The sequence below is a fragment of the Azohydromonas lata NBRC 102462 genome, from assembly GCF_001571085.1.
Lineage (GTDB): Bacteria > Pseudomonadota > Gammaproteobacteria > Burkholderiales > Burkholderiaceae_C > Azohydromonas > Azohydromonas lata.
In genome coordinates this window covers 45152-63718 of the sequence record NZ_BCTC01000015.1, presented here as the reverse complement: position 1 = coordinate 63718, position 18567 = coordinate 45152, and the positions used below count along the sequence as shown (strand labels likewise).

Here is an 18567-nt window from a genome sequence, read left to right as displayed (position 1 = left end):
GTTGCCCCATGCCGCCTCCTGCCCCCTCCTCCATGCCGCGCCCAACGCTGCTGCCCGCCGGCGCCAGCCCTTGGGCGCGCACGCTGCTGCTGGCGCGCGCGCTGCGGGCGCTGGCCGATGGCGCCATGGCGGTGCTGCTGCCGGCCTGGCTGCTGGCCCTGGGTTTCGACGCCCTGTCGGTGGGCCTGATCAGCACGGCCACGCTGCTGGGCTCGGCGCTGGCGACGCTGGCCGTGGGCGCGTGGGGGCACCGCTTCAGCCCGCGCGGCCTGCTGCGCGGCGCGGCGCTGCTGATGGCGGCCACGGGCGCGGGCTTCGCGCTGCTGGACGGCTTTGTTGCGCTGCTGCTCGTGGCTTTCGTGGGCACGCTCAATCCCAGCTCGGGGGACGTGAGCGTGTTCCTGCCGCTGGAGCACGCACGGCTGGCGCAAGCCGCGCGCGGGCCGGCGCGCACGGCGCTGTTCGCCCGCTACAGCGTGCTGGCCGCCGTCTGCGCCGCCGTGGGCGCGTTGGGCGCGGGGCTGCCGCAGTGGCTCGCGCGCGTTGGGCTGGAGCCGCTGGCGGCGCTGCGGCTGATGTTCGGCCTGTACGGGCTGCTGGGCCTGGTGCTGTGGGGGCTGTATGGACGGTTGCCGCGGGCACAGGAGGCGCAGCCCGCGGGCGATGCGGCGGCGGCGAGTGCCGGCGAAGGCCGCGGCGCGCTGGGCCCGTCGCGGCCGCTGGTGGTGCGGCTGGCGCTGCTGTTCAGCGTGGACTCGTTCGCGGGCGGGCTGCTGGTGAACTCGCTGCTGAGCCTGTGGCTGCTGCAGCGCTTCAACCTGCAGCCGGCGCAGGCGGGGGTGTTCTTCTTCGCCACGGGGCTGTTGAGCGCGGCCTCGCAACTGGCGGCGCCGCGGCTGGCCGCGCGCATCGGCCTGCTCAACACCATGGTGTTCACGCACCTGCCGGCCAACGTGTGCCTGGTGCTGGCGGCGCTGGCGCCGGGCCTGTGGAGCGCGCTGGCGCTGCTGCTGGTGCGCGCGGCGCTGTCGCAAATGGACGTGCCCGCGCGCGGCGCCTACGTGATGGCGGCCGTGACGCCGCCGGAGCGCACGGCGGCGGCCAGCTTCACGGCCGTGCCGCGCAGCCTGGCCGCGGCGCTGAGCCCCGCCCTGAGCGCGGCACTGCTGGCCGCCGGGCTCACGGCCTGGCCGCTGCTGCTGTGCGGGGGCTTGAAGATCGCCTACGACCTGACGCTGTGGCGGGCGTGCAGGGATGTGCGGCTGGAGGGGTGACCCGGATTCAAACCATGGCCTCCCGCACCGCGTACAGCGTGAGCTCCACCTCGTTGCGCATGCCGGTGAGCTCCAGCAGTTGGGCGCGGCACTCGGCCACGTCCTGCGGGGGCAGGTCGAGCTGCGCGGCGATCTCGGTCACGCTGCGGCCGGAGGTCAGGAGCTTGAAGACGTCGAGCTCGCGCGGCGACAGCCGCTCGCGCAGCGGGGCGCGGCCGCGGCGCTCCAGCGCGCCGTCGAGCTGCGCGCCCACGTCCGGCGGAATGTGCAACCCGCCCTTCATGACGGTGGAGAGGGCCTGCAGGAACTGGTGCCCGTCGGCGCTCTTGCTCAGGCAGCCCGCCGCACCCAGCTTGAGGCTGCGCACGGCGTACTGCTTGTCCTGGAAGGCCGAGAGCATGAGCACGGGCAGGTGCGGGCATTCGTTGCGCAGCAGCCGCAGCAGGTCCAGCCCGTCGCGGTAGGGCATCTCGATGTCCATGAGCACCACGTCGTAGGGCTGGCAGGCGCTGGCCTGGCGCACCTTGAGCAGCACTTCGGCGCCGCTGCCGGCCTCGCCGGCCAGAACGATCCCCACTTCCTCCAGCATCTGGCGCAGCGCACGGCGCACCAGCGGATGGCCGTCGCACAGCAGCACGCGCATGTGCGGCACGCTGCCGGGCAGCGGCTCGTGGCTGGGACCCAGGACGGTGCGGTCGTTCATGCGTCCTCTCCCCGCGGCAAAGGCAGCTTCAATCGCACCGTGGTGCCGCCGCCCGGCGCGCTGGCCAGCGTCAGGCGGCCGCCCCAATGGGCCACGCGCTCGCGCAGGGCCAGCAGGCCCCAGCCGTGCTCCAGCGCGGCAGGCTCGAAACCCACGCCGTCGTCGCCCACCTCCAGCAGCATCACGCCCTCGGGCGGCTCCTCCACGTACAGGCGCACGCGCAGGGTGCGGGCCTGGGCATGGCGCGCGACGTTGGTGAGCAGCTCCTCGGCGCTGCGGTAGACGGCATCGGCCCAGTCCTGCGCCGACGCGGGCAGCGCCACGCCGGCCTGCACATGCATGCGCACGTCGGCGTGCAGGTTCTCGCGCTGCGCGAAGTCCTGTGCCAGCCACTCCAGCGCCGACCACAGCCCCGGCCACTCCAGCAGCCGCGGGCGCAGCGAGGTGGCCAGGCGGTTGAGGTTGTCCACGGCGGCGTCCAGCAGCCCGCCCAAGCTGGCGCACTTGGCCCCCAGGTCGGGCTGCTCGCCCAAGCGGCGCTCCACCCAGCCCAGCTCCAGCTTCACAGCCACCAGCAGCGCACCCAGGTCGCCATGGAGCTGCTGCGCCAGCCGCGCCTGCTGCCGCGCCTGCTGCGCCTCGGTGTGCTGCAGCAGGCCACGCAGCCGGGCCAGCTCGTTGCCTTCGGGATGGACCATGTTGTTCATGCGCACGCTCCCGTGAATGCCTTCGCCTTGTTCCACGGCACCGCCAAGGTGCCCTCGCCCTGCCAGCGTGCGGCACGGCGGCCCAGCACGGTGCAGCCATGAGCACGGGATGCAATTTCAGATTGCTGAATGCTCAGCGCGGGATGAAGGGCACAAGTGGCGGGGGGAAACATGTGTATACACAGCGCAAACCCCATGCCAGCGGGCTTTCATCCGCGCGAAGACCGTGTCAGGCCGTCCTGGAGGCCGAAGCCCGCGCGCCCAGGTGCGACAGCGGCAGCGCCCCGCCCGCCTTCACTTCCCCGAGCGAAAAACTGGTGTGGACGTCCTTCACGTTGGGCAGGTTGAGCAGGGTGTGGGTGGCAAAGCGGGCGAAGGCGTCGAGGTCGGTGGCCAGCACCTGCAGCTCGAACGTGCCCGCGCCGCTGATGTAGTGGCAGGAGGACACCTCCGGCAGCGCGCACAGCGCCTCCTCCAGCTCGCGCGTGGCGCTGCCGGTGTTGCGGTCGGCATCCACGCGGACGAAGGCGAACACGCCCAGGCCGATGCGGCGCCGGTCGATGACCGCGCGGTAGCCGGTGATCACGCCGCGCTGCTCCAGCGCCTTGACGCGTCGCCAGGTCGGCGCTGCCGACAGGCCGATGCGCTCGGCCAGCTCGGCGTTGGACAGCCGCGCGTCGCGCTGCAGCTCCTCCAGGATGGCCACGTCGTAACGGTCCAGCCCACTGCCGGCGGCCGGCACGTCCGATGCCCCGGCCCCGGTGGGTGCGGACGGGACCGCCGCCTCGCCACTCGAAGCACGGGTTTTCCCTGATTTTTGATTTTTCGGCGTCATCCGTTCTCCAGTTCCTTATTTGAAGAAAGATTGTTGCTCAAGACCTGGGCATGCCGGCAAAGAACGAAAGCCTTTGCCTGGGGTCCAAACCTAGACTGCCCGCATTCACGCCATCCCTTTTTCGAGGAGCAAGCCGCCATGAATGCCCCCCTGCCGGAAGCCGTGCGCAAGGCGCTGGAGCAAGTGACGCTGGAGGACAAGTACGCGCTCGCGCGCGGCCGCGCCTTCATGAGCGGCGTGCAGGCGCTGGTGCGGCTGCCCATGCTGCAGCGCCAGCGCGACGCGGCCGCGGGGCTGAACACGGCCGGCTTCATCAGCGGCTACCGCGGCAGCCCCTTGGGCGGCGTGGACCAGGCGCTGTGGGCGGCGAAGAAGCACCTGGCGCAGCAGCACATCGTCTTCCAGCCCGGCGTGAACGAGGAGCTGGCGGCCACGGCGGTGTGGGGCTCGCAGCAGTTGGACCTGTACCCGGACAAGAACAAGTTCGACGGCGTGTTCGGCCTGTGGTACGGCAAGGGCCCGGGGGTGGACCGCAGCGTGGACGTGTTCAAGCACGCCAACCTGGCCGGCACGGCGCGCCACGGCGGCGTGATCGCGGTGGCCGGCGACGACCACGTGTCCAAGAGCTCCACCGCGCCGCACCAGAGCGACCACGTCTTCAAGGCCTGCGGGCTGCCGGTGTTCTTCCCGTCCAGCGTGCAGGACATCCTGGACATGGGGCTGCACGCCTTCGCGCTCAGCCGCTTCTCGGGGCTGTGGGCCGGCATGAAGACCATCCAGGAGGTGGTGGAGTCCAGCACCACGGTGGACATCGACCCTGACCGGGTGCGCATCGTCCTGCCGGAGGACTTCGAGATGCCCCCGGGCGGCCTGCACATCCGCTGGCCGGACCCGCCGCTGGCGCAGGAGGCGCGGCTGATGGACCACAAGTGGTACGCGGCCCTGGCCTACGTGCGCGCCAACCGGCTCAACCACGACGTGATCAGCACGCCCAGCGACCGCTTCGGCATCATCGCCAGCGGCAAGGCGTTCAACGACACACGCCAGGCGCTGGCCGACCTGGGGCTGGACGACGCCACCTGCCGCCGGCTCGGCATCCGGCTGCACAAGGTCAACGTGGTGTGGCCGCTGGAAGCCGACATCACGCGCCAGTTCGCCCTTGGGCTGCAGGAAATCCTGGTGGTCGAGGAGAAGCGCCAGATCATCGAGTACCAGCTCAAGGAAGAGCTCTACAACTGGCGCCCGGACGTGCGGCCCAACGTGCTGGGCAAGTTCGAGGAGCCCGAGGGCGACCTGAGCGGCGGCGAGTGGAGCCGGCCCAACCCGAGCGGGAGCTGGCTGCTGCGCGCGCAGGCCGACCTGACGCCGGCCCTCATCGCCAAGGCCATCGCCAAGCGGCTGAAAAAGCTGGGCGTGGACGCCGACACCGCCGCGCGCATGGACGCGCGGCTGGCCGTGATCGAAGCCAAGGAAAGAGGCCTGGCCGCGCTGCAGCTCCCGGGCGCGGCGGCGCCGGTGGAGCGCAAGGCGTGGTTCTGCAGCGGCTGCCCGCACAACACCAGCACCCGCGTGCCGGAGGGCTCGCGCGCCGTGGCGGGCATCGGCTGCCACTACATGGTCACCTGGATGGACCGCGCCACCAGCACCTTCACGCAGATGGGCGGCGAAGGCGTGCCCTGGGTGGGCCAGGCGGCCTTCACGACCGAGCCGCACGTGTTCGCCAACCTGGGCGACGGCACCTACCAGCACTCCGGGCTGCTGGCGATCCGCCAGGCCATCGCGGCGGGGGTGAACATCACTTACAAGATCCTGTTCAACGACGCGGTGGCCATGACGGGCGGCCAGCCGGTGGAAGGCCAGATGCGCGTGCCGGAGATGACGCAGGAGCTGCGCGCCGAAGGGGTCAAGCGCATCGTGCTCGTCACCGACACGCCCGACGCCTACCGCGCCATGCCGGGCATGGCCGAGGGCGTGACGGTGCGCGAGCGCGGCGAGCTCGACGCCGTGCAGCGCGAGCTGCGCGAGACGGCCGGCTGCACGGTGCTGATCTACGCCCAGATGTGCGCCACCGAAAAGCGCCGCCGCCGCAAGCGCGGGACGATGCAGGCGCCGGCCCAGCGCGTGGTGATCAACGAGGCCGTGTGCGAAGGCTGCGGCGACTGCAGCGACAAGAGCAACTGCCTGTCGGTGGAGCCGGTGGAGACCGAGTTCGGCCGCAAGCGCCGCATCAACCAGAACAGCTGCAACCTGGACTTCTCCTGCGTGCAGGGCTTCTGCCCGAGCTTCGTGACGGTGGAAGGCGGCACGCTGAAGAAGCCCAAGGCCGACCAGGCGCAGGACACGGCGGCGCTGCCGCCCATTCCCGAGCCCGCGCTGCCGGCGGCGGCGCAGGCCTGGGGCATCGTGGTGGCGGGCGTGGGCGGCACGGGCGTGATCACCATCGGCCAGTTGCTGGGCATGGCGGCGCACCTGGAGGGCAAGGGCATCGTCACGCAGGACGCGGCCGGGCTGGCGCAGAAAGGCGGCGCGACCTGGAGCCACGTGCAGATCGCCGACACGGCCAGCGCCATCCACACCACCAAGGTGGACATGGCCGCGGCCGATCTCGTGATCGCCTGCGACGCCATCGTGGCCGCGCTGCCGGCGACGCTGGCCGTCATGCACCCCGGGCGCACCGCGGTGGCCCTGAACACCCACACCGCGCCGACGGCGGCCTTCGTGCATCAGCCGGACTGGCAGTTCCCGCTTGGGCCCTGCCAGGACACGATTGCGCAGGCCGTGGGCCGCGAGCGGCTGCTGGCCTTCGACGCGGAGCAGGTGGCGGTGAAGCTGTTGGGCGACTCCATCTACGCCAACCCGCTGCTGCTGGGCTGCGCCTGGCAGATGGGGCGCGTGCCGCTGCGGCTGGACTCGCTGCGCCGCGCCATCGAGCTCAACGGCGTGCAGGTGGACAAGAACCTGCGCGCCTTCGAGTTGGGCCGGCACTGCGCGCACGACCTGGCCTCGGTGCAGGCGCTGTTCCAGGCGGCGCAGGTGATCAGCATCGTGCGCCGCCCGGCGCTGGAGGAGACCCTCCAGCGCCGCGTGGACTTCCTCACCGGCTACCAGGACGCGGCCTACGCGCAGCGCTACAGCGACTTCGTCCAGCGCGTGCGCCAGGCCGAGCAGCCGCTGGGCTCCACGCGGCTGACCGAGGCGGTGGCGCAGGGCCTCTTCAAGCTCATGGCCTACAAGGACGAGTACGAGGTGGCGCGGCTGCACACCGACCCGGCTTTCCAGGCCCAGTTGGGCGCGATGTTCGAGGGCGACTTCAAGGTGGTGCACCACCTGGCGCCGCCGCTGATGGCCCGCAAGAACGAGCGCGGCGAGCTGGTCAAGCAGGCCTACGGCCCGTGGATGCGCACCGCCTTCACCTGGCTGGCCAAGCTCAAGGGGCTGCGCGGCTCGGCGCTGGACCCGTTCGGCCGCACGGCGGAGCGGCGCGAGGAGCGGGCCTTGATCGAGGAGTACCGCGCCTGCATCGAGGAGCTGTTGGGCGGCCTGACGGCCGGGCGGCTGGCGCTGGCGGTGCAGATCGCGCGCATCCCGCAGCAGATCCGCGGCTACGGCCACGTGAAGGCGCGCCACCTGGCGCAGGCGCGGCAGGAGTGGGACGCGCTGATGCGGCAGTGGCGCGAGCGCGAGGCGAGGAAGGCGGCTTGAGGGCTGGTTGAGAGCGGTTTGACGGTGAAGGCGGCGGGTGCGCCGCCTTCACCGTTCAGATTTCTGAACGATGAGCCCCATCGAATGGGAGGCGAGGGTTCAGAAAACTGAACGATGGGGGTTTTGCGGCAGCCCCCTGCCCCGCCTTAAGACGACGCCTGGAGCTGGTTGTCCACCTTGCTCACGCCCTTGACGCCCTTGACGAGGTCGGTGGCGTGCTTGCGGGCCGCGGCGTCGGGGGCGGTGCCCTTGAGGGTGACCACGCCGTCCTTGGTGTTCACGTTGATGTCCAGCGCGCTGAGCTTGGCGTCGGCGGCCAGCGTGGTCTTGACGCGGGCGGTGACGGCGGCGTCGCCGGCCAGCTCCTTGGCGTCGGTGGCCAGCTCGCCGGCCTTTTCCTTGGTGGCGGCCGCGGCGGCGGCGATCTTGTCGCCGGCGGTGTCGGCGGCCGCGGCGGCCTTGTCGCCCGCGGTGTCTGCCGCGGCAGCGGCCTTGTCGCCCGCGGTGTCTGCCGCGGCAGCGGCCTTGTCCTTGGCCTCGCCGGCGGCTTGCTTGATGTTGTCGGCGGCGTTGCCCATCGCGGCGGAGGCGGTGGCCGCGGCGTCGGACGCGGTGGTCACCGGCGCGGGCGCGGTCTGGTTGGTCACCACCGCCTCGGCCGGCTTGTTCTCGGAACGCGGGCTGCAGGCGGCCAGTGCGCCGGCAAGGACGGCAGCGGCCAGGACAACGGGACGCAGGCGCAGGTCGGACATCGCAAAAACTCCTTGAGTGGGATGGTCCGGGCTCCGGGCAAACCGTGCGCCCAGGCGGTTGGGGCCTCCGGCATGCACATTCCTTGCGCGCCATCAAGGCGGGGCATTCACTTTTTCTGAAATACCGCCTCAAGCCTGCTGAAGCCGGCACCCCCAGGCACTCCGGGATACTCCCTAGATCGACACGACGTCCCGCCCCGCCCGCTTTCGCCCCCTGCCCATGACCAAGCTCACCGTTTCCCGCTACAGCACGCCGGCCGTGGCACTGCACTGGCTGCTGGCCCTGTTGATCACCGGCACCTTCGCGCTGGGCCTGTACATGGCCGACCTGCCGGTGTCGCCGACGCGGCTGAAGCTCTACAGCTGGCACAAGTGGGCCGGCGTGGTGGTGCTGGCGCTGTCGGCCGTGCGGCTGCTGGTGCGGCTGCGCTCGGCGCGCCCGCACGACATGCACATGCCGGCCTGGCAGCGCGCCGCCGCGCACGGCACGCACCACGCGCTGTACCTGCTGTTCTTCGCCGTGCCGCTGGTGGGCTGGGCCTACAGCTCGGCCGCGGGCTTCCCGGTGGTGCTGTTCGGCGTGCTGCCGCTGCCGGACTTCGTCCCGGTGGACAAGGCGCTGGCCGCCCTGCTCAAGCCCTGGCACAAGGGCCTGGCCTTCGCGTTGGGCGCCCTGGTGCTGCTGCACCTGGCGGCGGTGCTCAAGCATCAGCTCATCGACCGCGACGGCCTGCTCGCCCGCATGGGCCTGGGCCGCGCCTGATCCTCCTCACCTCCCTTCCCCACACGACCCCAGGACATGCCTTCCATGACCCCGCGAACCCTTTCCCTGCTGGCACTGGCCGCGGCGCTGGCCGCCCCGGCCGCCTGGGCCCAGTCGCCGGCCAAGCCGGCCGCCGCCAATGCCGCAACCGCCGCCAAGCCGGCCCCGGCCGCCGCCGCGCCGGCCCCGGCGCAGCTCGTGGCGGCGCAAAGCGAGGTCACCTTCACCAGCCGCCAGATGGGCGTGCCGGTGGACGGGCGCTTCCGCCGCTTCGACGCGCAGGTGCAGTTCGACCCCAAGAAGCCCGAGACCGCCCGCATCGCGCTCAAGGTGGACCTGGCCAGCATCAGCATGGGCGCGCCGGAGAGCGAGGCCGAGGTGGTCAAGCCGGAGTGGTTCAACACGGCCAAGTTCCCGCAGGCCACGTTCACGTCCACCGCCGTCAAGGCGCTGGGCGGCGGGCGCTTTGACGTCGCCGGGCAGTTCGCGCTCAAGGGCGTGACGCGCGACATCGTGGTGCCGGTGACGCTGGCCGCGGCCGGCGCCAACACCGTGGCCACGGGCGGCTTCACGCTCAAGCGGCTGGACCACCGCATCGGCGAAGGCGAGTGGAGCGACACCTCCATGGTCGCCAACGACGTGGCCGTCAAGTTCAAGCTCACCTTCAGCGGCATCCCCGCGCAGTGAACGCCGCGGCCTTCGCGCCGCACCCAGCAGTTCCTTGCCGCGCCGGCCCCGGCGGCCGCGCGCGGCTCATCTCCTCAACCCGGTTTTCCGACCCCCTGCCCAAGCCATGAAAAAGCTCCTCGCCCTCTCCGCCCTGGCCACCATGGCCGCCACCACCGTGCTGCCCGCGCAGGCCGCCACCTACGCCATCGATCCCAGCCACACCTTCGTGACCTTCGAGTTCCCGCACTTCGGCACCTCGACCAACCGCGGCCGCTTCGACAAGAAGGAAGGCACCGTGGAGTTCGACCGCGCCGCGCGCACCGGCCGCGTGGAGCTGACGCTGGAGACGGCCTCCGTGAGCAGCGGCACGCCGGCTTTCGACAAGCACCTGCGCAGCGACGATTTCTTCGCCGCCGAGCAGTTCCCCACGGCCAAGTTCGTGGCTGACAAGTTCACCTTCGACGGCGACAAGGTCACCGAGATCGCCGGCTCGCTGACGCTGCGCGGCAAGACCAACCCCATCGTCCTGAAGGCCCGCAACTTCAACTGCTACGTGAACCCCATGCTCAAGCGCGAAGTCTGCGGCGGCGACTTCGAGGCCACGATGCAGCGCAGCCTGTGGGGCGTGAACTTCGGCCTGAACATGGGCATGCCCGACAACGTGAAGCTGGTCGTGCAGGTCGAGGCGATCAAGCAGTAAGAAGCGGCCGAGCCTGGCTCAAAGCGCTTCTCGACAGCCCCGCCGCCGTGAGGCCGCGGGGCTTTTTGCCGTCCCGTGTTTGGTGGACCGTTACCCGACAGGGGGAGGCACGGCGGGGATGCGTGCTACAGGTAGCCCAAGAGAGCAGCAAGCGGTATTCCCAGTAAGGGTTCTCCCCACCTACACGGGGTCCAACATGAATAAGGGTCTGCGCCTTGCGCATAAGCTTCGTCGCAAATGCCTCTTTCTTTTGCGGAGGCCAAAGGACAAAGCGATGAGCGACCAAGGTTGGGTTCAATTTGCCGTGATGCTGGCCGCGCTGGGCCTGGTGGTGGTGCAGGCCTTCACGGGTTGACGCACGGGAGCGGCGCCCGGGGCGCCGTGCGCTGCACCGCTCAGGCCGTCCTGGTCAGGCGGGGAGCGCTGAACGCAGGCTGCGGCGGCGAAACGTTGCCGCCATCGCGCAGCAGGGCCGCCACGCGCTGCGTGGGCAGCGGATGCGCCAGCAGGAAGCCCTGGTAGAGGTCGCAGCCCAGCGCCTGGAGCTTGAACAGGTCCTCTTCCTTTTCCACGCCCTCGGCGACCACGTGCATGCCCATGGCATGGGCCACGCGCACCATGGTTTCCACCAGCAGCGCGGCATCGTCGCGGCGGGCCACGCCGTCGACGAAGACGCGGTCTATCTTGAGCTTGGCGCAGCGCAGGCGCAGCAGATAGGCCAGCGAGCTGTAGCCGGTGCCGAAGTCGTCTATGGCCAGCCGGTAGCCGCCGGACTGCAGCGCGCGGACGATGGAGCCGGGGCTGTCGAAATCCTCGAACACGGTGCTCTCGGTGAGCTCGAACTCGACCTCGTCCGGCGTGAGCCCAAGCGTGCAGAGCTGCTGCAGGAAGCGCTCGCGCTGCGACTCCAGGCGGCACTGCTGTGAGCTCAGGTTCAGCGCCACGGGTGGGCAACGCAGGCCCTGCTCGGCCCAAGCGTCCAGGTCCATGCGCAGTCGCTTGAGCAGCACCAGGCCGAGATCGGCCACGAGCCCGGCCTCTTCCAGCACGGGGACGAACTGCATGGGCGGCACCTGGCCGCGGCTGGCGCTGTGCCAGCGCGCCAGGCCTTCCAGGCTCATGAGGCGGCCCTCGGCGTCGAACACGGGCTGGTAGGCCAGCTCGAACTCCTCACGCGCCAGCGCCCCGCGCAGCGCCTGCACCAGCGCCAGGCGCTCGCGCTGCGCCTCGCCCAACGCGGCGGTGTAGCGGCTCCACACGCCCTTGCCGGCGCGCTTGGCCTGGTACATGGCCGTGTCGGCGCAGGCCATGGCGCCCTCGGCGGTGGTGGCGTCGTCGGGCAGCCGCACCAGGCCCATCGACACGCCCACCTTCAGCGAGGAGCCCTCGAATTCGATGCGCCGCGGCAACTGCTCGACGATGCGCTGCGCCATGGCCTCGGTGGTGGGTCCGTCCACGGGCGCGCGCAGCAGCAGCGCGAACTCGTCACCGCCCAAGCGGCCGACCACGTCCTGCGTGCGCACCAGCGACTGCAGCCGCTGCGCCACGGTGCGCAGCACCGCGTCGCCCGCGGCGTGGCCGCGGCTGTCGTTGACGAGCTTGAAGTCGTCCACGTCCACGCACATCAGCACCGCGGGCGCGCCGGAGCCGGCGGCCTGCGCCAGCGCGGAGGCGAAGGACTCGCGGTTGGCCAGCCCGGTGAGCACGTCGTGGTGGGCGAGGTAGCGCGTGCGTGCGTCGGCCGCGCGCAGTTGCGCGCGCTGGCGGCGCGAGGCCAGGGCCACCGCGCCCAGGGCCAGCGCCATGATGACCACGGCCGCCGTCAGCACCGTGCCCAGGGCGCGCCAGGTCGGCGCGCGCCAGGCCTGCACCTGCAACCGGCCGACGACCTGGCCGTCGGTGCCCAGCACGTCGATTTCCGTGGCGATGTGCCCGCCGTAGCGCTCCAGCCAGCTCGGCGGCACGGCGCGGCGGAACTGCGCCAGCGCGCGGCCCCCGGCGTTCAGCAGTTGCGCCGAGGACACCGCCGGCGCGGCCTCGAAGGCATTGAGCAGGGTGCGGGCCTCGGTCGCGTCCTCGAACAGCAGCGCCGCGGCGGCCGTGCGGCCCACCAGCGCGGCCTGCGTGCGCAGCCCGTCGCGCTGGCGCAGGTCCAGCTGCAGGAACTCGAACAGGCCCAGCAGCAGCACCACGATGGCCATGGCCGCGCAGGCCAGCACCGTGTCGCTGCGACGGCGCAGGGCCAGCCCACTGACGTGCGGCGCGGTGCGCGGGTCTCCCACCGGCACGGCTTCATGCGCCGGCGCCTGATTCATCTTCAAGGCATGCCCTCCGTACGCACGTAGCGCGCCAGCCGCAGCAGCCGGGCATTGATGTCCAGCCCGGCGCGGCGTGCGGAATGCAGGTCCACGTCGAACACGATGCGGCCCTGCTGCGGTTGCAGGTTGATCATCACGCCGCGCTCGGTGAGGCCCATGTTGTCGCCCACCCACAGCAGGCCGCGCGGGAGCTGGGCCGGCACGCTGGCGTCGGCGCCGACATAAACGATGTGGCAGCCCGCGGTCGCGGCCGCGGTCGCGCCGGCCACGCGGCGCAGCTCCAGGCGCCGCCCGTTGAGCGCGCGCTGATCCCAATCGCGCAGCGCATCGGCCAGCGGCCCCTGCACCGTCAGGCAAAGCTGCAGCGGCTGCGAGGGCGACACCTCGCCCGGCCACTCCACGAACTGCAGCGCGCGCCACAGGATCTGGGCCTTGAGATCGGCCTCCGCCAGCGGCTGCGCCCCGGCCGCCCAGCCCAGCAGGCTCAGCAGCAGGAATGCACAGCAGCGCAGAGGGTGAAGCAACATGACGGAACTGCGGCCCGGCCTCAAAAGGCCTGTTGCCAGTCGATGCTCACGCGCCGGCGCTCCAGCGGAATGCGGGACAGCGGCACCCCTGGCGGCGAGGGATCCCAGGAGGCCGTATCCAGCAGGTTCTGGATGCGCAAGGACAGGCTGCGATCGCGCTGCGGCTCCCAGCGCAGCACGCCATCGACCGTGTGGCGCGCGGGCACGTCGTCGGAGCGGCGGCCCAGCGACATCCACTGCAGCGCCGTGGACCAGCACGGCTGAGGCAGCGGAACGATGAGCAGGCCCTTGGAGAGCCAGCGCGGCGTGTTGGCCAGCCGTCCCTCCTCCGAGCGGGCGCTCTGCAGCGACACGCTGGCGCGCCACTGCACGCCGGCGTCGAGCAGGCCCTGCGCCTCCAGGTCCAGCCCGTGCGTGCGCACCTGGGACAGGTTGCGGTATTGCGACTCCACGCCCACCACGGGCATGAATTCGATGAGCTCGCGCATGCGGTCGCGGTACAGGTGCACGGACACGCGGCTGCGCTTGCCCACGGCACGCTCCCAGGCCAGCGCCACGGAACGCAGCCGCTCGGGCTGCAGCTCGGGGTTGCCGGGCTGCGAGCCGCTGGCGTCCTGGTAATAGCGCTCGGCCAGGCTGGGCACGCGAAAGCCCTGCCCGTACAGCAGCTTGAAGGCCTCGTGCTCGTTGGGCCTCACCACCAGCGCCAGCCGCGGCGAGAAGGCTGCGGCGTAGCCCTGCACCTGGTCCACGCGTGCGCCGGTGGTCAGCGACCAGCGCTCGGCCAAGCGCCAGTGGTCCTGCGCAAACAGCGCGGCCTGGTTCTGCGTGTTTTTCTTGGCGAGGTACACGCTGTAGGGCTCGACGTCGTAGACGTTCTGGCGGGCGTTGTACATGCGCCGCGCCTCGGCGCCCATGGTGAGCTCGTGGTTGATCCAGCCGCGCCACTGCAGCCGGGCATCCATGGCGGCCCAGTTGCCGCTGCCTTCGTCGTGCTTGACCACGGGCGCGTCCACCGTGCCGGTCATGTAGCGGCCCGTCGCGGTGCTGCGCGAGACGTTCACGCGCAAGGTGCCGCGCCAGTCCTCGCGCCAGGCGCCGTCCCAGGCCAGCTCGGCGTAGTCGTAGGTGTCGTCGTATCGGTTGCCCGGCACGCCCTGCATGGCCGCGTAGGGGGTGACGGGCATGCCCTTGACGCGCTCCTGGCTGGCCACGCTCAACCGCCACTCGTCCACGCGCCACTTCAGGAACAGGCTGTGGTAGCGCAGGCCGTCCTGCCCGGCCAGGCGGCCGTCGGGGGTGGTTGGGCTGCGCAAGGCCGCGTCGTTCAGCGTCTCGCCCGTGCTGTCGTTGAGCGCCAGGCCCACGAAGAGGTCGTTGCCGCCTTCGTTCCAGCCGTAGTTGAGCACCGCGTTGCGCGTGCCCCAACTGCCCGCCCCGGCGCGCACGCGCAGCCCCGGCGCGTCACGCCCTTCCAGCGTGACGGCGTTGACCACGCCCAGCAGCGCGTTGCCGCCATACACCGAGGAGGCCGGCCCGCTCACCAGCTCCACCCGCTTGATCCAGTCGGCCACGATGGGGAATTCCCACACCGGCAGGGCCTGGTCGTACACGGCATCGTTGACGTGGTAACCGTCCACGCTCATGAACAGGCGCGAGTTGTTGACGCCGCCCTGCGGATTGAGGCCGCGCATGCCCACGGTGCTGTAGCCGCGGATGGTGCCGATGTAGATGCCCGGCAGCAGCGAGAGCATGTCGCCCAAGGTGCGGTGGCCCAGCGCGTTGGCCTCCGCATGGTTGATGGAGCTCACCACGGCCGGCGCGTCCAGCGCCGACTCCAGTTGGCGCGACGCGCCCTCCACCTCCGTGCCCAGCAGCGCCTCCAGGTCGTGCAACGCATCCGGCGACTGCGCGGCAGCCAGGCCCGCCGCCAGCGCCAGCCCCAGCGCGACGGCACTTGGGCGCAAAAGGTTTGCAGTGCGGGCAGCAGAAGGCACAGGAAATCCGAGGATATGAAACCAATAGTTTCCATTCTCCTTCATCAGGCGGGCCTGCCTGAGCGCAAGCGCTGGTGTCTGATGCCGTGCGCAAATCCACATCCGAGACCGGATCAGCAGGCCGGGGCACACGGCAAATGGGCAAGAGGACAAAAAAGCGGCCACGGCGCGGCACGTGCCGCGCGTGCGCCGTGCCGCTCACCGGGGCGGGCGCCGCGGTGCCTGCCCCGTGCCGGCCCTGGCAGCCGCTTTACACGGGCGTTTGCGCCGTGCGGGCCGCGAGCTGGGCGCGCAGCTTCTTGAGCCGCTCGCGCGGGTCTTCCTTGGTGGCGCTCTCGTGCAGCTTCATCTCGGCAATGAAGCGGCTGGGCTGCGCGGCCACGGTCTCGCGCCCGCGCTTGCGCCGGCGCAGCACGCTCACGGCCAGGGTGCGGCGCGCGCGGGTGATGCCCACGTACATCAGGCGGCGCTCCTCCTGCAGCCGCTCCGCGGTCATGTCCTCGTCCTCGCTGCGAAAGGGCAGCAGCCCCTCGTTGACGCCGGCCAGCACCACGTGCGGCCACTCCAGGCCCTTGGAGGCGTGCAGCGTGGAGAGGATCACCACGTCCTGCTCGGTGCCGCGCTCGGCCAGGCTGATGATGACGCTGATGCTCTGCGCCACCTCCAGCACCGTCTTCTTCTCGCTCTCGAAGGTGCCGCCCTCCTGCGTGATCTCGCCGCCGCAGCGCCGCGCCACCCAGTCCACGAAGTCCATGACGTTGTTCCAGCGCGCGGCGGCGAGCTTTTCGCTGTCCTCGCCGTCGTGCAGGTGCTTTTCGTAGCCGATGTCGGTGAGCCACTCCAGCAGGAGCTTGCGCGCGTCCTCGTTGCCGCTGGTGTGGCGGGCGCGGTATTCGAACTCGTTGACGTAGCGGCCGAACTCGTGGAGGCCGTCTATGGCCTTGCGGTTGAGCGCGGCGGGCAGGCTCTCGGCGAACAGGGCCTCGAACATGGAGAGCTTCCACTTGCCGGCGAACTCGCCCAACGCGGCCAGCGTCTGATGGCCTATGCCGCGCTTGGGCGTGGTGACGGCGCGCAGGAAGGCGGGATCGTCGTCCTGGTTGACCAGCAGCCGCAGCCAGGCGCAGAGGTCCTTGATTTCCGCGCGGTCGAAGAAGCTCTGGCCGCCGGAGACCTTGTAGGGGATCTGCGCCGCGCGCAGCTTCTGCTCGAACACGCGCGCCTGGTGGTTGGCGCGGTAGAGGATGGCGAAGTCGGCGAACTTCAGCTCCGCCCCGCCCTGCGCACGGATGCCTTGTATGAAGGCCACGGCGCGCTCGGCCTCGTGCTCCTCGCCGTCGCACTCCATGACGCGCACGGGCTCGCCGTCGCCGAACTCGCTCCACAGCTTCTTTTCGAACAGCTTGGGATTGGCGGCGATGACGTTGTTGGCCGCGCGCAGGATGGCGCCGGTGGAGCGGTAGTTCTGCTCCAGCGCAATGATCTTGAGCTGGGTGAAGTCCTCGGGCAGCCGGCGCAGGTTCTCGATGGTGGCGCCGCGCCAGCCGTAGATGCTCTGGTCGTCGTCGCCCACGGCCGTGAAGTGGCCGCGCAAACGGTCGTCCGGGTGGTCCACCAGCGCCTTGAGCAGCTCGTACTGGACGGAGTTGGTGTCCTGGTACTCGTCCACCAGCACGTGGCGGAAGGTGTCCTGCCACTTGCGCCGCGCCTCGTCGTCGCTGGTGAGCAGTTTCAAAGGCAGGCCGATGAGGTCGTCGAAGTCCACGGCCTGGTAGGCCGAGAGGCGCTCCTCGTAGAGCTTCATCACGCGGGCGACCAGCTCCTCTTCCGCGTTCTGCACGGCCGAGCGCACGGTGTCGCTGTTGAAGCCCTGGTTCTTCCAGAGGCTGATGGTCCATTGCCACTGGCGCGCGGTCTTGTTGTCGGTGCTGCCGCCCACGTCGCGCAGCACGCCCAGCACGTCGTCGGCGTCCAGGATGGAGAACTGCGCCTTCAGGCCCAGGCGCTGGCCGTCCTCGCGCAGCATGCGCACGCCCAGGGAGTGGAAGGTGCTGACCACCAGGTCCTTGGCCGCGCGCGGCCCAACCAGGCTCTTGGCGCGCTCGCGCATTTCCTGCGCGGCCTTGTTGGTGAAGGTGATGGCCGCGATCTGCTTGGGCTCCAGCCCGGCCTGCAGCAGCCGGGCGATCTTGTGCGTGATCACCCGGGTCTTGCCCGACCCCGCGCCGGCCAGCACGAGGCATGGGCCTGCGAGGTGGTGGACGGCTTCGAGCTGGGCGGGATTGAGGGTGTCGGCCATGGGAGCGGGAAACGGGAAGCAGCGGACGCGGGAAGCGTACGGAAAGTGCGCGTGGGACGCGCAGGCGGCGGACGGCGGCGGTCCGCGAAAGCGGCGCGCATGATAGCCAGCCGTCCCACCGCCGCGCCGCATGTCCGACACCGCAGCGCCCCCGGCCGCGACGCGCATCACGCACCGGGCCGCCGTGGTGTAGGCACTGCACGGCCGCGGGCCGGCCGCTCCTGGCAGGCATGTGAGCTTCTCACGCCAAGTGCTTGAAGCAGGCCGTGTTTTTCCAGCTGTCCACCCGAGCTGTGGACAACTTTGTGGGCAAGGTGCCGGCGACTGCGCCAAGTGCTTGATTCCACAAGGCCGCGGCCCGGCTGCCCGCCCTTGAGGCAACGGTGCCCCACTCATAAAAATCAATGACTTAGCTCAACCCTCAAGAAGCAACCCCTACCTTGGAAGTGCTCGCCACCCCGCACGGCAGACGGCGGCGGAGTATGTCGGCCTTGGGGATAAAAGCCCGGCCTTGCAGGCATGGTGACGCAGCCGATATTGCCGGGCGGCGTCCAGAACAAATTCAAATTGGGCTTCACCCGACTGGCGCCCATGATTTCGCAGAGGAGCGGAAGAGCCTTATCAAGCCCCGGCCGCACACTCATCGCTCCATGCACCGTTTCTGTGGACAAGTCAGTGAGCAAGCTGGCCATGACTGCCTTAAGTCCTTGATGCGCCAAGAACAAACGTCGGCTGCCTATTTTTTGCGCAGTGCGCCGGACCTGGAGAAGAATCAAGCACTTGGCGCATTTTTGGTACGGGTCAAGCCCTTCGATGCGTCTTCAGCCAAATCGGGCGTCCCCGGTGTGGAATTTCCTTTTGACGTCCTGCAAACCTCGGCTGGGATGTAACGAAAACCCTGTCCATTTGTTTTCCCGGCAGCCTTCAAGCGCTGTGGATAACTTTGTGCGCAAGCTGCACAAGAGTGGCGCAAGTGCTTGTCGCATCAGGAGGGTGGGTGCTCGCATGCGGCCTGTGCGCGGTTCAAATAAATCTTGTGAATCAAGGATTTAGAAAATCGTGCCCGCCCCGCTTCGGTGCGGCGCGCGCCGGCCTCGCACGGCTTGCACCGCTGTTTCCGAAGTGGGGACAAGGGGGCTTGTCAAGCCCCACAAAACGGCCATCACGTTGGCGCAAACGTGTCAAGCGGTTGCGGCAACGGCGCCGGTGTGACATGCGCCTCATGCACCGTCTGAGGGAAATTGCGCAAGCGGCTGATTCCAGGCGGTTTTTCCCAAACCGGCCCTCCAAGCTGTGGACAACTCTGTGGGCAAGCTGCTGG

Annotated in this window: 15 protein-coding genes; 7 read left to right on the top strand and 8 right to left on the bottom strand. The window is 70.3% G+C overall.

Features of this window, described 5'->3' with window-relative positions; genetic code table 11:
* Positions 1–8 precede the first annotated feature (8 nt).
* Positions 9–1274, top strand: coding sequence for an MFS transporter (locus ALA01S_RS07980; protein ID WP_157118813.1), 1266 nt, complete (start codon positions 9–11; stop codon positions 1272–1274).
* Positions 1275–1281: 7 nt separating this feature from the next.
* On the opposite strand, the gene ALA01S_RS07975 is transcribed toward ALA01S_RS07980, so the two are convergent.
* The 3 genes from ALA01S_RS07975 to ALA01S_RS07965 all read right to left on the bottom strand — a co-directional run bounded on the left by ALA01S_RS07975 (position 1282) and on the right by ALA01S_RS07965 (position 3519).
* Complete coding sequence (locus tag ALA01S_RS07975) at positions 1282–1977, bottom strand: response regulator (RefSeq protein ID WP_238455727.1); 696 nt, start codon at positions 1975–1977, stop codon at positions 1282–1284.
* A complete protein-coding gene (locus ALA01S_RS07970) occupies positions 1974–2684 on the bottom strand; it encodes a sensor histidine kinase (RefSeq protein WP_066334452.1) in 711 nt (236 codons plus the stop codon). The genes ALA01S_RS07975 and ALA01S_RS07970 overlap by 4 nt, the downstream gene beginning before the upstream one ends.
* Positions 2685–2913: 229 nt before the next feature.
* On the bottom strand, positions 2914–3519 hold the full coding sequence (locus ALA01S_RS07965; RefSeq protein WP_084267325.1) for an Lrp/AsnC family transcriptional regulator: 606 nt from the start codon (positions 3517–3519) through the stop codon (positions 2914–2916).
* 138 nt (positions 3520–3657) lie between these two features.
* On the opposite strand from ALA01S_RS07965, the gene ALA01S_RS07960 reads away from it, so the two are divergent.
* Complete coding sequence (locus tag ALA01S_RS07960) at positions 3658–7221, top strand: indolepyruvate ferredoxin oxidoreductase family protein (protein ID WP_066334448.1); 3564 nt, start codon at positions 3658–3660, stop codon at positions 7219–7221.
* Positions 7222–7367: 146 nt separating this feature from the next.
* Here ALA01S_RS07960 and ALA01S_RS07955 read toward each other — a convergent pair whose 3' ends face one another.
* Positions 7368–7973 carry a BON domain-containing protein gene (locus ALA01S_RS07955; protein ID WP_066334446.1) on the bottom strand — a complete coding sequence of 202 codons (606 nt, stop codon included), beginning with the start codon at positions 7971–7973 and terminating at the stop codon, positions 7368–7370.
* Positions 7974–8193: 220 nt separating this feature from the next.
* Here ALA01S_RS07955 and ALA01S_RS07950 point away from each other — a divergent pair, with 220 nt between their 5' ends.
* From ALA01S_RS07950 to ALA01S_RS32640, 4 genes are all read left to right on the top strand, one after another.
* Positions 8194–8736, top strand: a complete 543-nt coding sequence (locus tag ALA01S_RS07950) for a cytochrome b (RefSeq protein WP_066334445.1) — start codon at positions 8194–8196, stop codon at positions 8734–8736.
* A gap of 45 nt (positions 8737–8781) precedes the next feature.
* Entirely contained in the window at positions 8782–9423 is a 642-nt protein-coding gene (locus tag ALA01S_RS07945) for a YceI family protein (protein ID WP_066334442.1), read from the top strand.
* A 106-nt stretch (positions 9424–9529) separates the two neighbouring features.
* On the top strand, positions 9530–10105 hold the full coding sequence (locus ALA01S_RS07940) for a YceI family protein (RefSeq protein WP_066334439.1): 576 nt from the start codon (positions 9530–9532) through the stop codon (positions 10103–10105).
* Positions 10106–10301: 196 nt separating this feature from the next.
* The gene (locus ALA01S_RS32640; RefSeq protein WP_157118812.1) at positions 10302–10460 is read left to right on the top strand and encodes a hypothetical protein; all 159 of its coding nucleotides are present in this window, start codon (positions 10302–10304) and stop codon (positions 10458–10460) included.
* A gap of 40 nt (positions 10461–10500) precedes the next feature.
* Here the strand turns inward: ALA01S_RS32640 and ALA01S_RS07935 are convergent, their stop codons facing one another.
* The 4 genes from ALA01S_RS07935 to ALA01S_RS07920 all read right to left on the bottom strand — a co-directional run bounded on the left by ALA01S_RS07935 (position 10501) and on the right by ALA01S_RS07920 (position 17246).
* The gene (locus tag ALA01S_RS07935; protein WP_066334436.1) at positions 10501–12420 is read right to left on the bottom strand and encodes a putative bifunctional diguanylate cyclase/phosphodiesterase; all 1920 of its coding nucleotides are present in this window, start codon (positions 12418–12420) and stop codon (positions 10501–10503) included.
* 2 nt (positions 12421–12422) lie between these two features.
* The gene (locus tag ALA01S_RS07930) at positions 12423–12950 is read right to left on the bottom strand and encodes a YfiR family protein (RefSeq protein ID WP_066334432.1); all 528 of its coding nucleotides are present in this window, start codon (positions 12948–12950) and stop codon (positions 12423–12425) included.
* A 20-nt stretch (positions 12951–12970) separates the two neighbouring features.
* Positions 12971–14917, bottom strand: a complete 1947-nt coding sequence (locus ALA01S_RS07925; protein WP_066334430.1) for a TonB-dependent receptor plug domain-containing protein — start codon at positions 14915–14917, stop codon at positions 12971–12973.
* A gap of 280 nt (positions 14918–15197) precedes the next feature.
* The gene (locus tag ALA01S_RS07920) at positions 15198–17246 is read right to left on the bottom strand and encodes an ATP-dependent helicase (protein WP_066334429.1); all 2049 of its coding nucleotides are present in this window, start codon (positions 17244–17246) and stop codon (positions 15198–15200) included.
* A 440-nt stretch (positions 17247–17686) separates the two neighbouring features.
* Here ALA01S_RS07920 and ALA01S_RS32635 point away from each other — a divergent pair, with 440 nt between their 5' ends.
* Complete coding sequence (locus ALA01S_RS32635; protein WP_157118810.1) at positions 17687–18136, top strand: hypothetical protein; 450 nt, start codon at positions 17687–17689, stop codon at positions 18134–18136.
* Positions 18137–18567 lie beyond the last annotated feature (431 nt).

Bases quoted from the DNA above. Each gene is read 5' to 3' on its own strand.
- ALA01S_RS07980 (WP_157118813.1), top strand. From the start codon at position 9: ATGCCGCCTCCTGCCCCCTCCTCCATGCCGCGCCCAACGCTGCTGCCC.
- ALA01S_RS07975 (WP_238455727.1), bottom strand. From the start codon at position 1,977: ATGAACGACCGCACCGTCCTGGGTCCCAGCCACGAGCCGCTGCCCGGC.
- ALA01S_RS07970 (WP_066334452.1), bottom strand. From the start codon at position 2,684: ATGAACAACATGGTCCATCCCGAAGGCAACGAGCTGGCCCGGCTGCGT.
- ALA01S_RS07965 (WP_084267325.1), bottom strand. From the start codon at position 3,519: ATGACGCCGAAAAATCAAAAATCAGGGAAAACCCGTGCTTCGAGTGGC.
- ALA01S_RS07960 (WP_066334448.1), top strand. From the start codon at position 3,658: ATGAATGCCCCCCTGCCGGAAGCCGTGCGCAAGGCGCTGGAGCAAGTG.
- ALA01S_RS07955 (WP_066334446.1), bottom strand. From the start codon at position 7,973: ATGTCCGACCTGCGCCTGCGTCCCGTTGTCCTGGCCGCTGCCGTCCTT.
- ALA01S_RS07950 (WP_066334445.1), top strand. From the start codon at position 8,194: ATGACCAAGCTCACCGTTTCCCGCTACAGCACGCCGGCCGTGGCACTG.
- ALA01S_RS07945 (WP_066334442.1), top strand. From the start codon at position 8,782: ATGACCCCGCGAACCCTTTCCCTGCTGGCACTGGCCGCGGCGCTGGCC.
- ALA01S_RS07940 (WP_066334439.1), top strand. From the start codon at position 9,530: ATGAAAAAGCTCCTCGCCCTCTCCGCCCTGGCCACCATGGCCGCCACC.
- ALA01S_RS32640 (WP_157118812.1), top strand. From the start codon at position 10,302: ATGAATAAGGGTCTGCGCCTTGCGCATAAGCTTCGTCGCAAATGCCTC.
- ALA01S_RS07935 (WP_066334436.1), bottom strand. From the start codon at position 12,420: ATGAATCAGGCGCCGGCGCATGAAGCCGTGCCGGTGGGAGACCCGCGC.
- ALA01S_RS07930 (WP_066334432.1), bottom strand. From the start codon at position 12,950: ATGTTGCTTCACCCTCTGCGCTGCTGTGCATTCCTGCTGCTGAGCCTG.
- ALA01S_RS07920 (WP_066334429.1), bottom strand. From the start codon at position 17,246: ATGGCCGACACCCTCAATCCCGCCCAGCTCGAAGCCGTCCACCACCTC.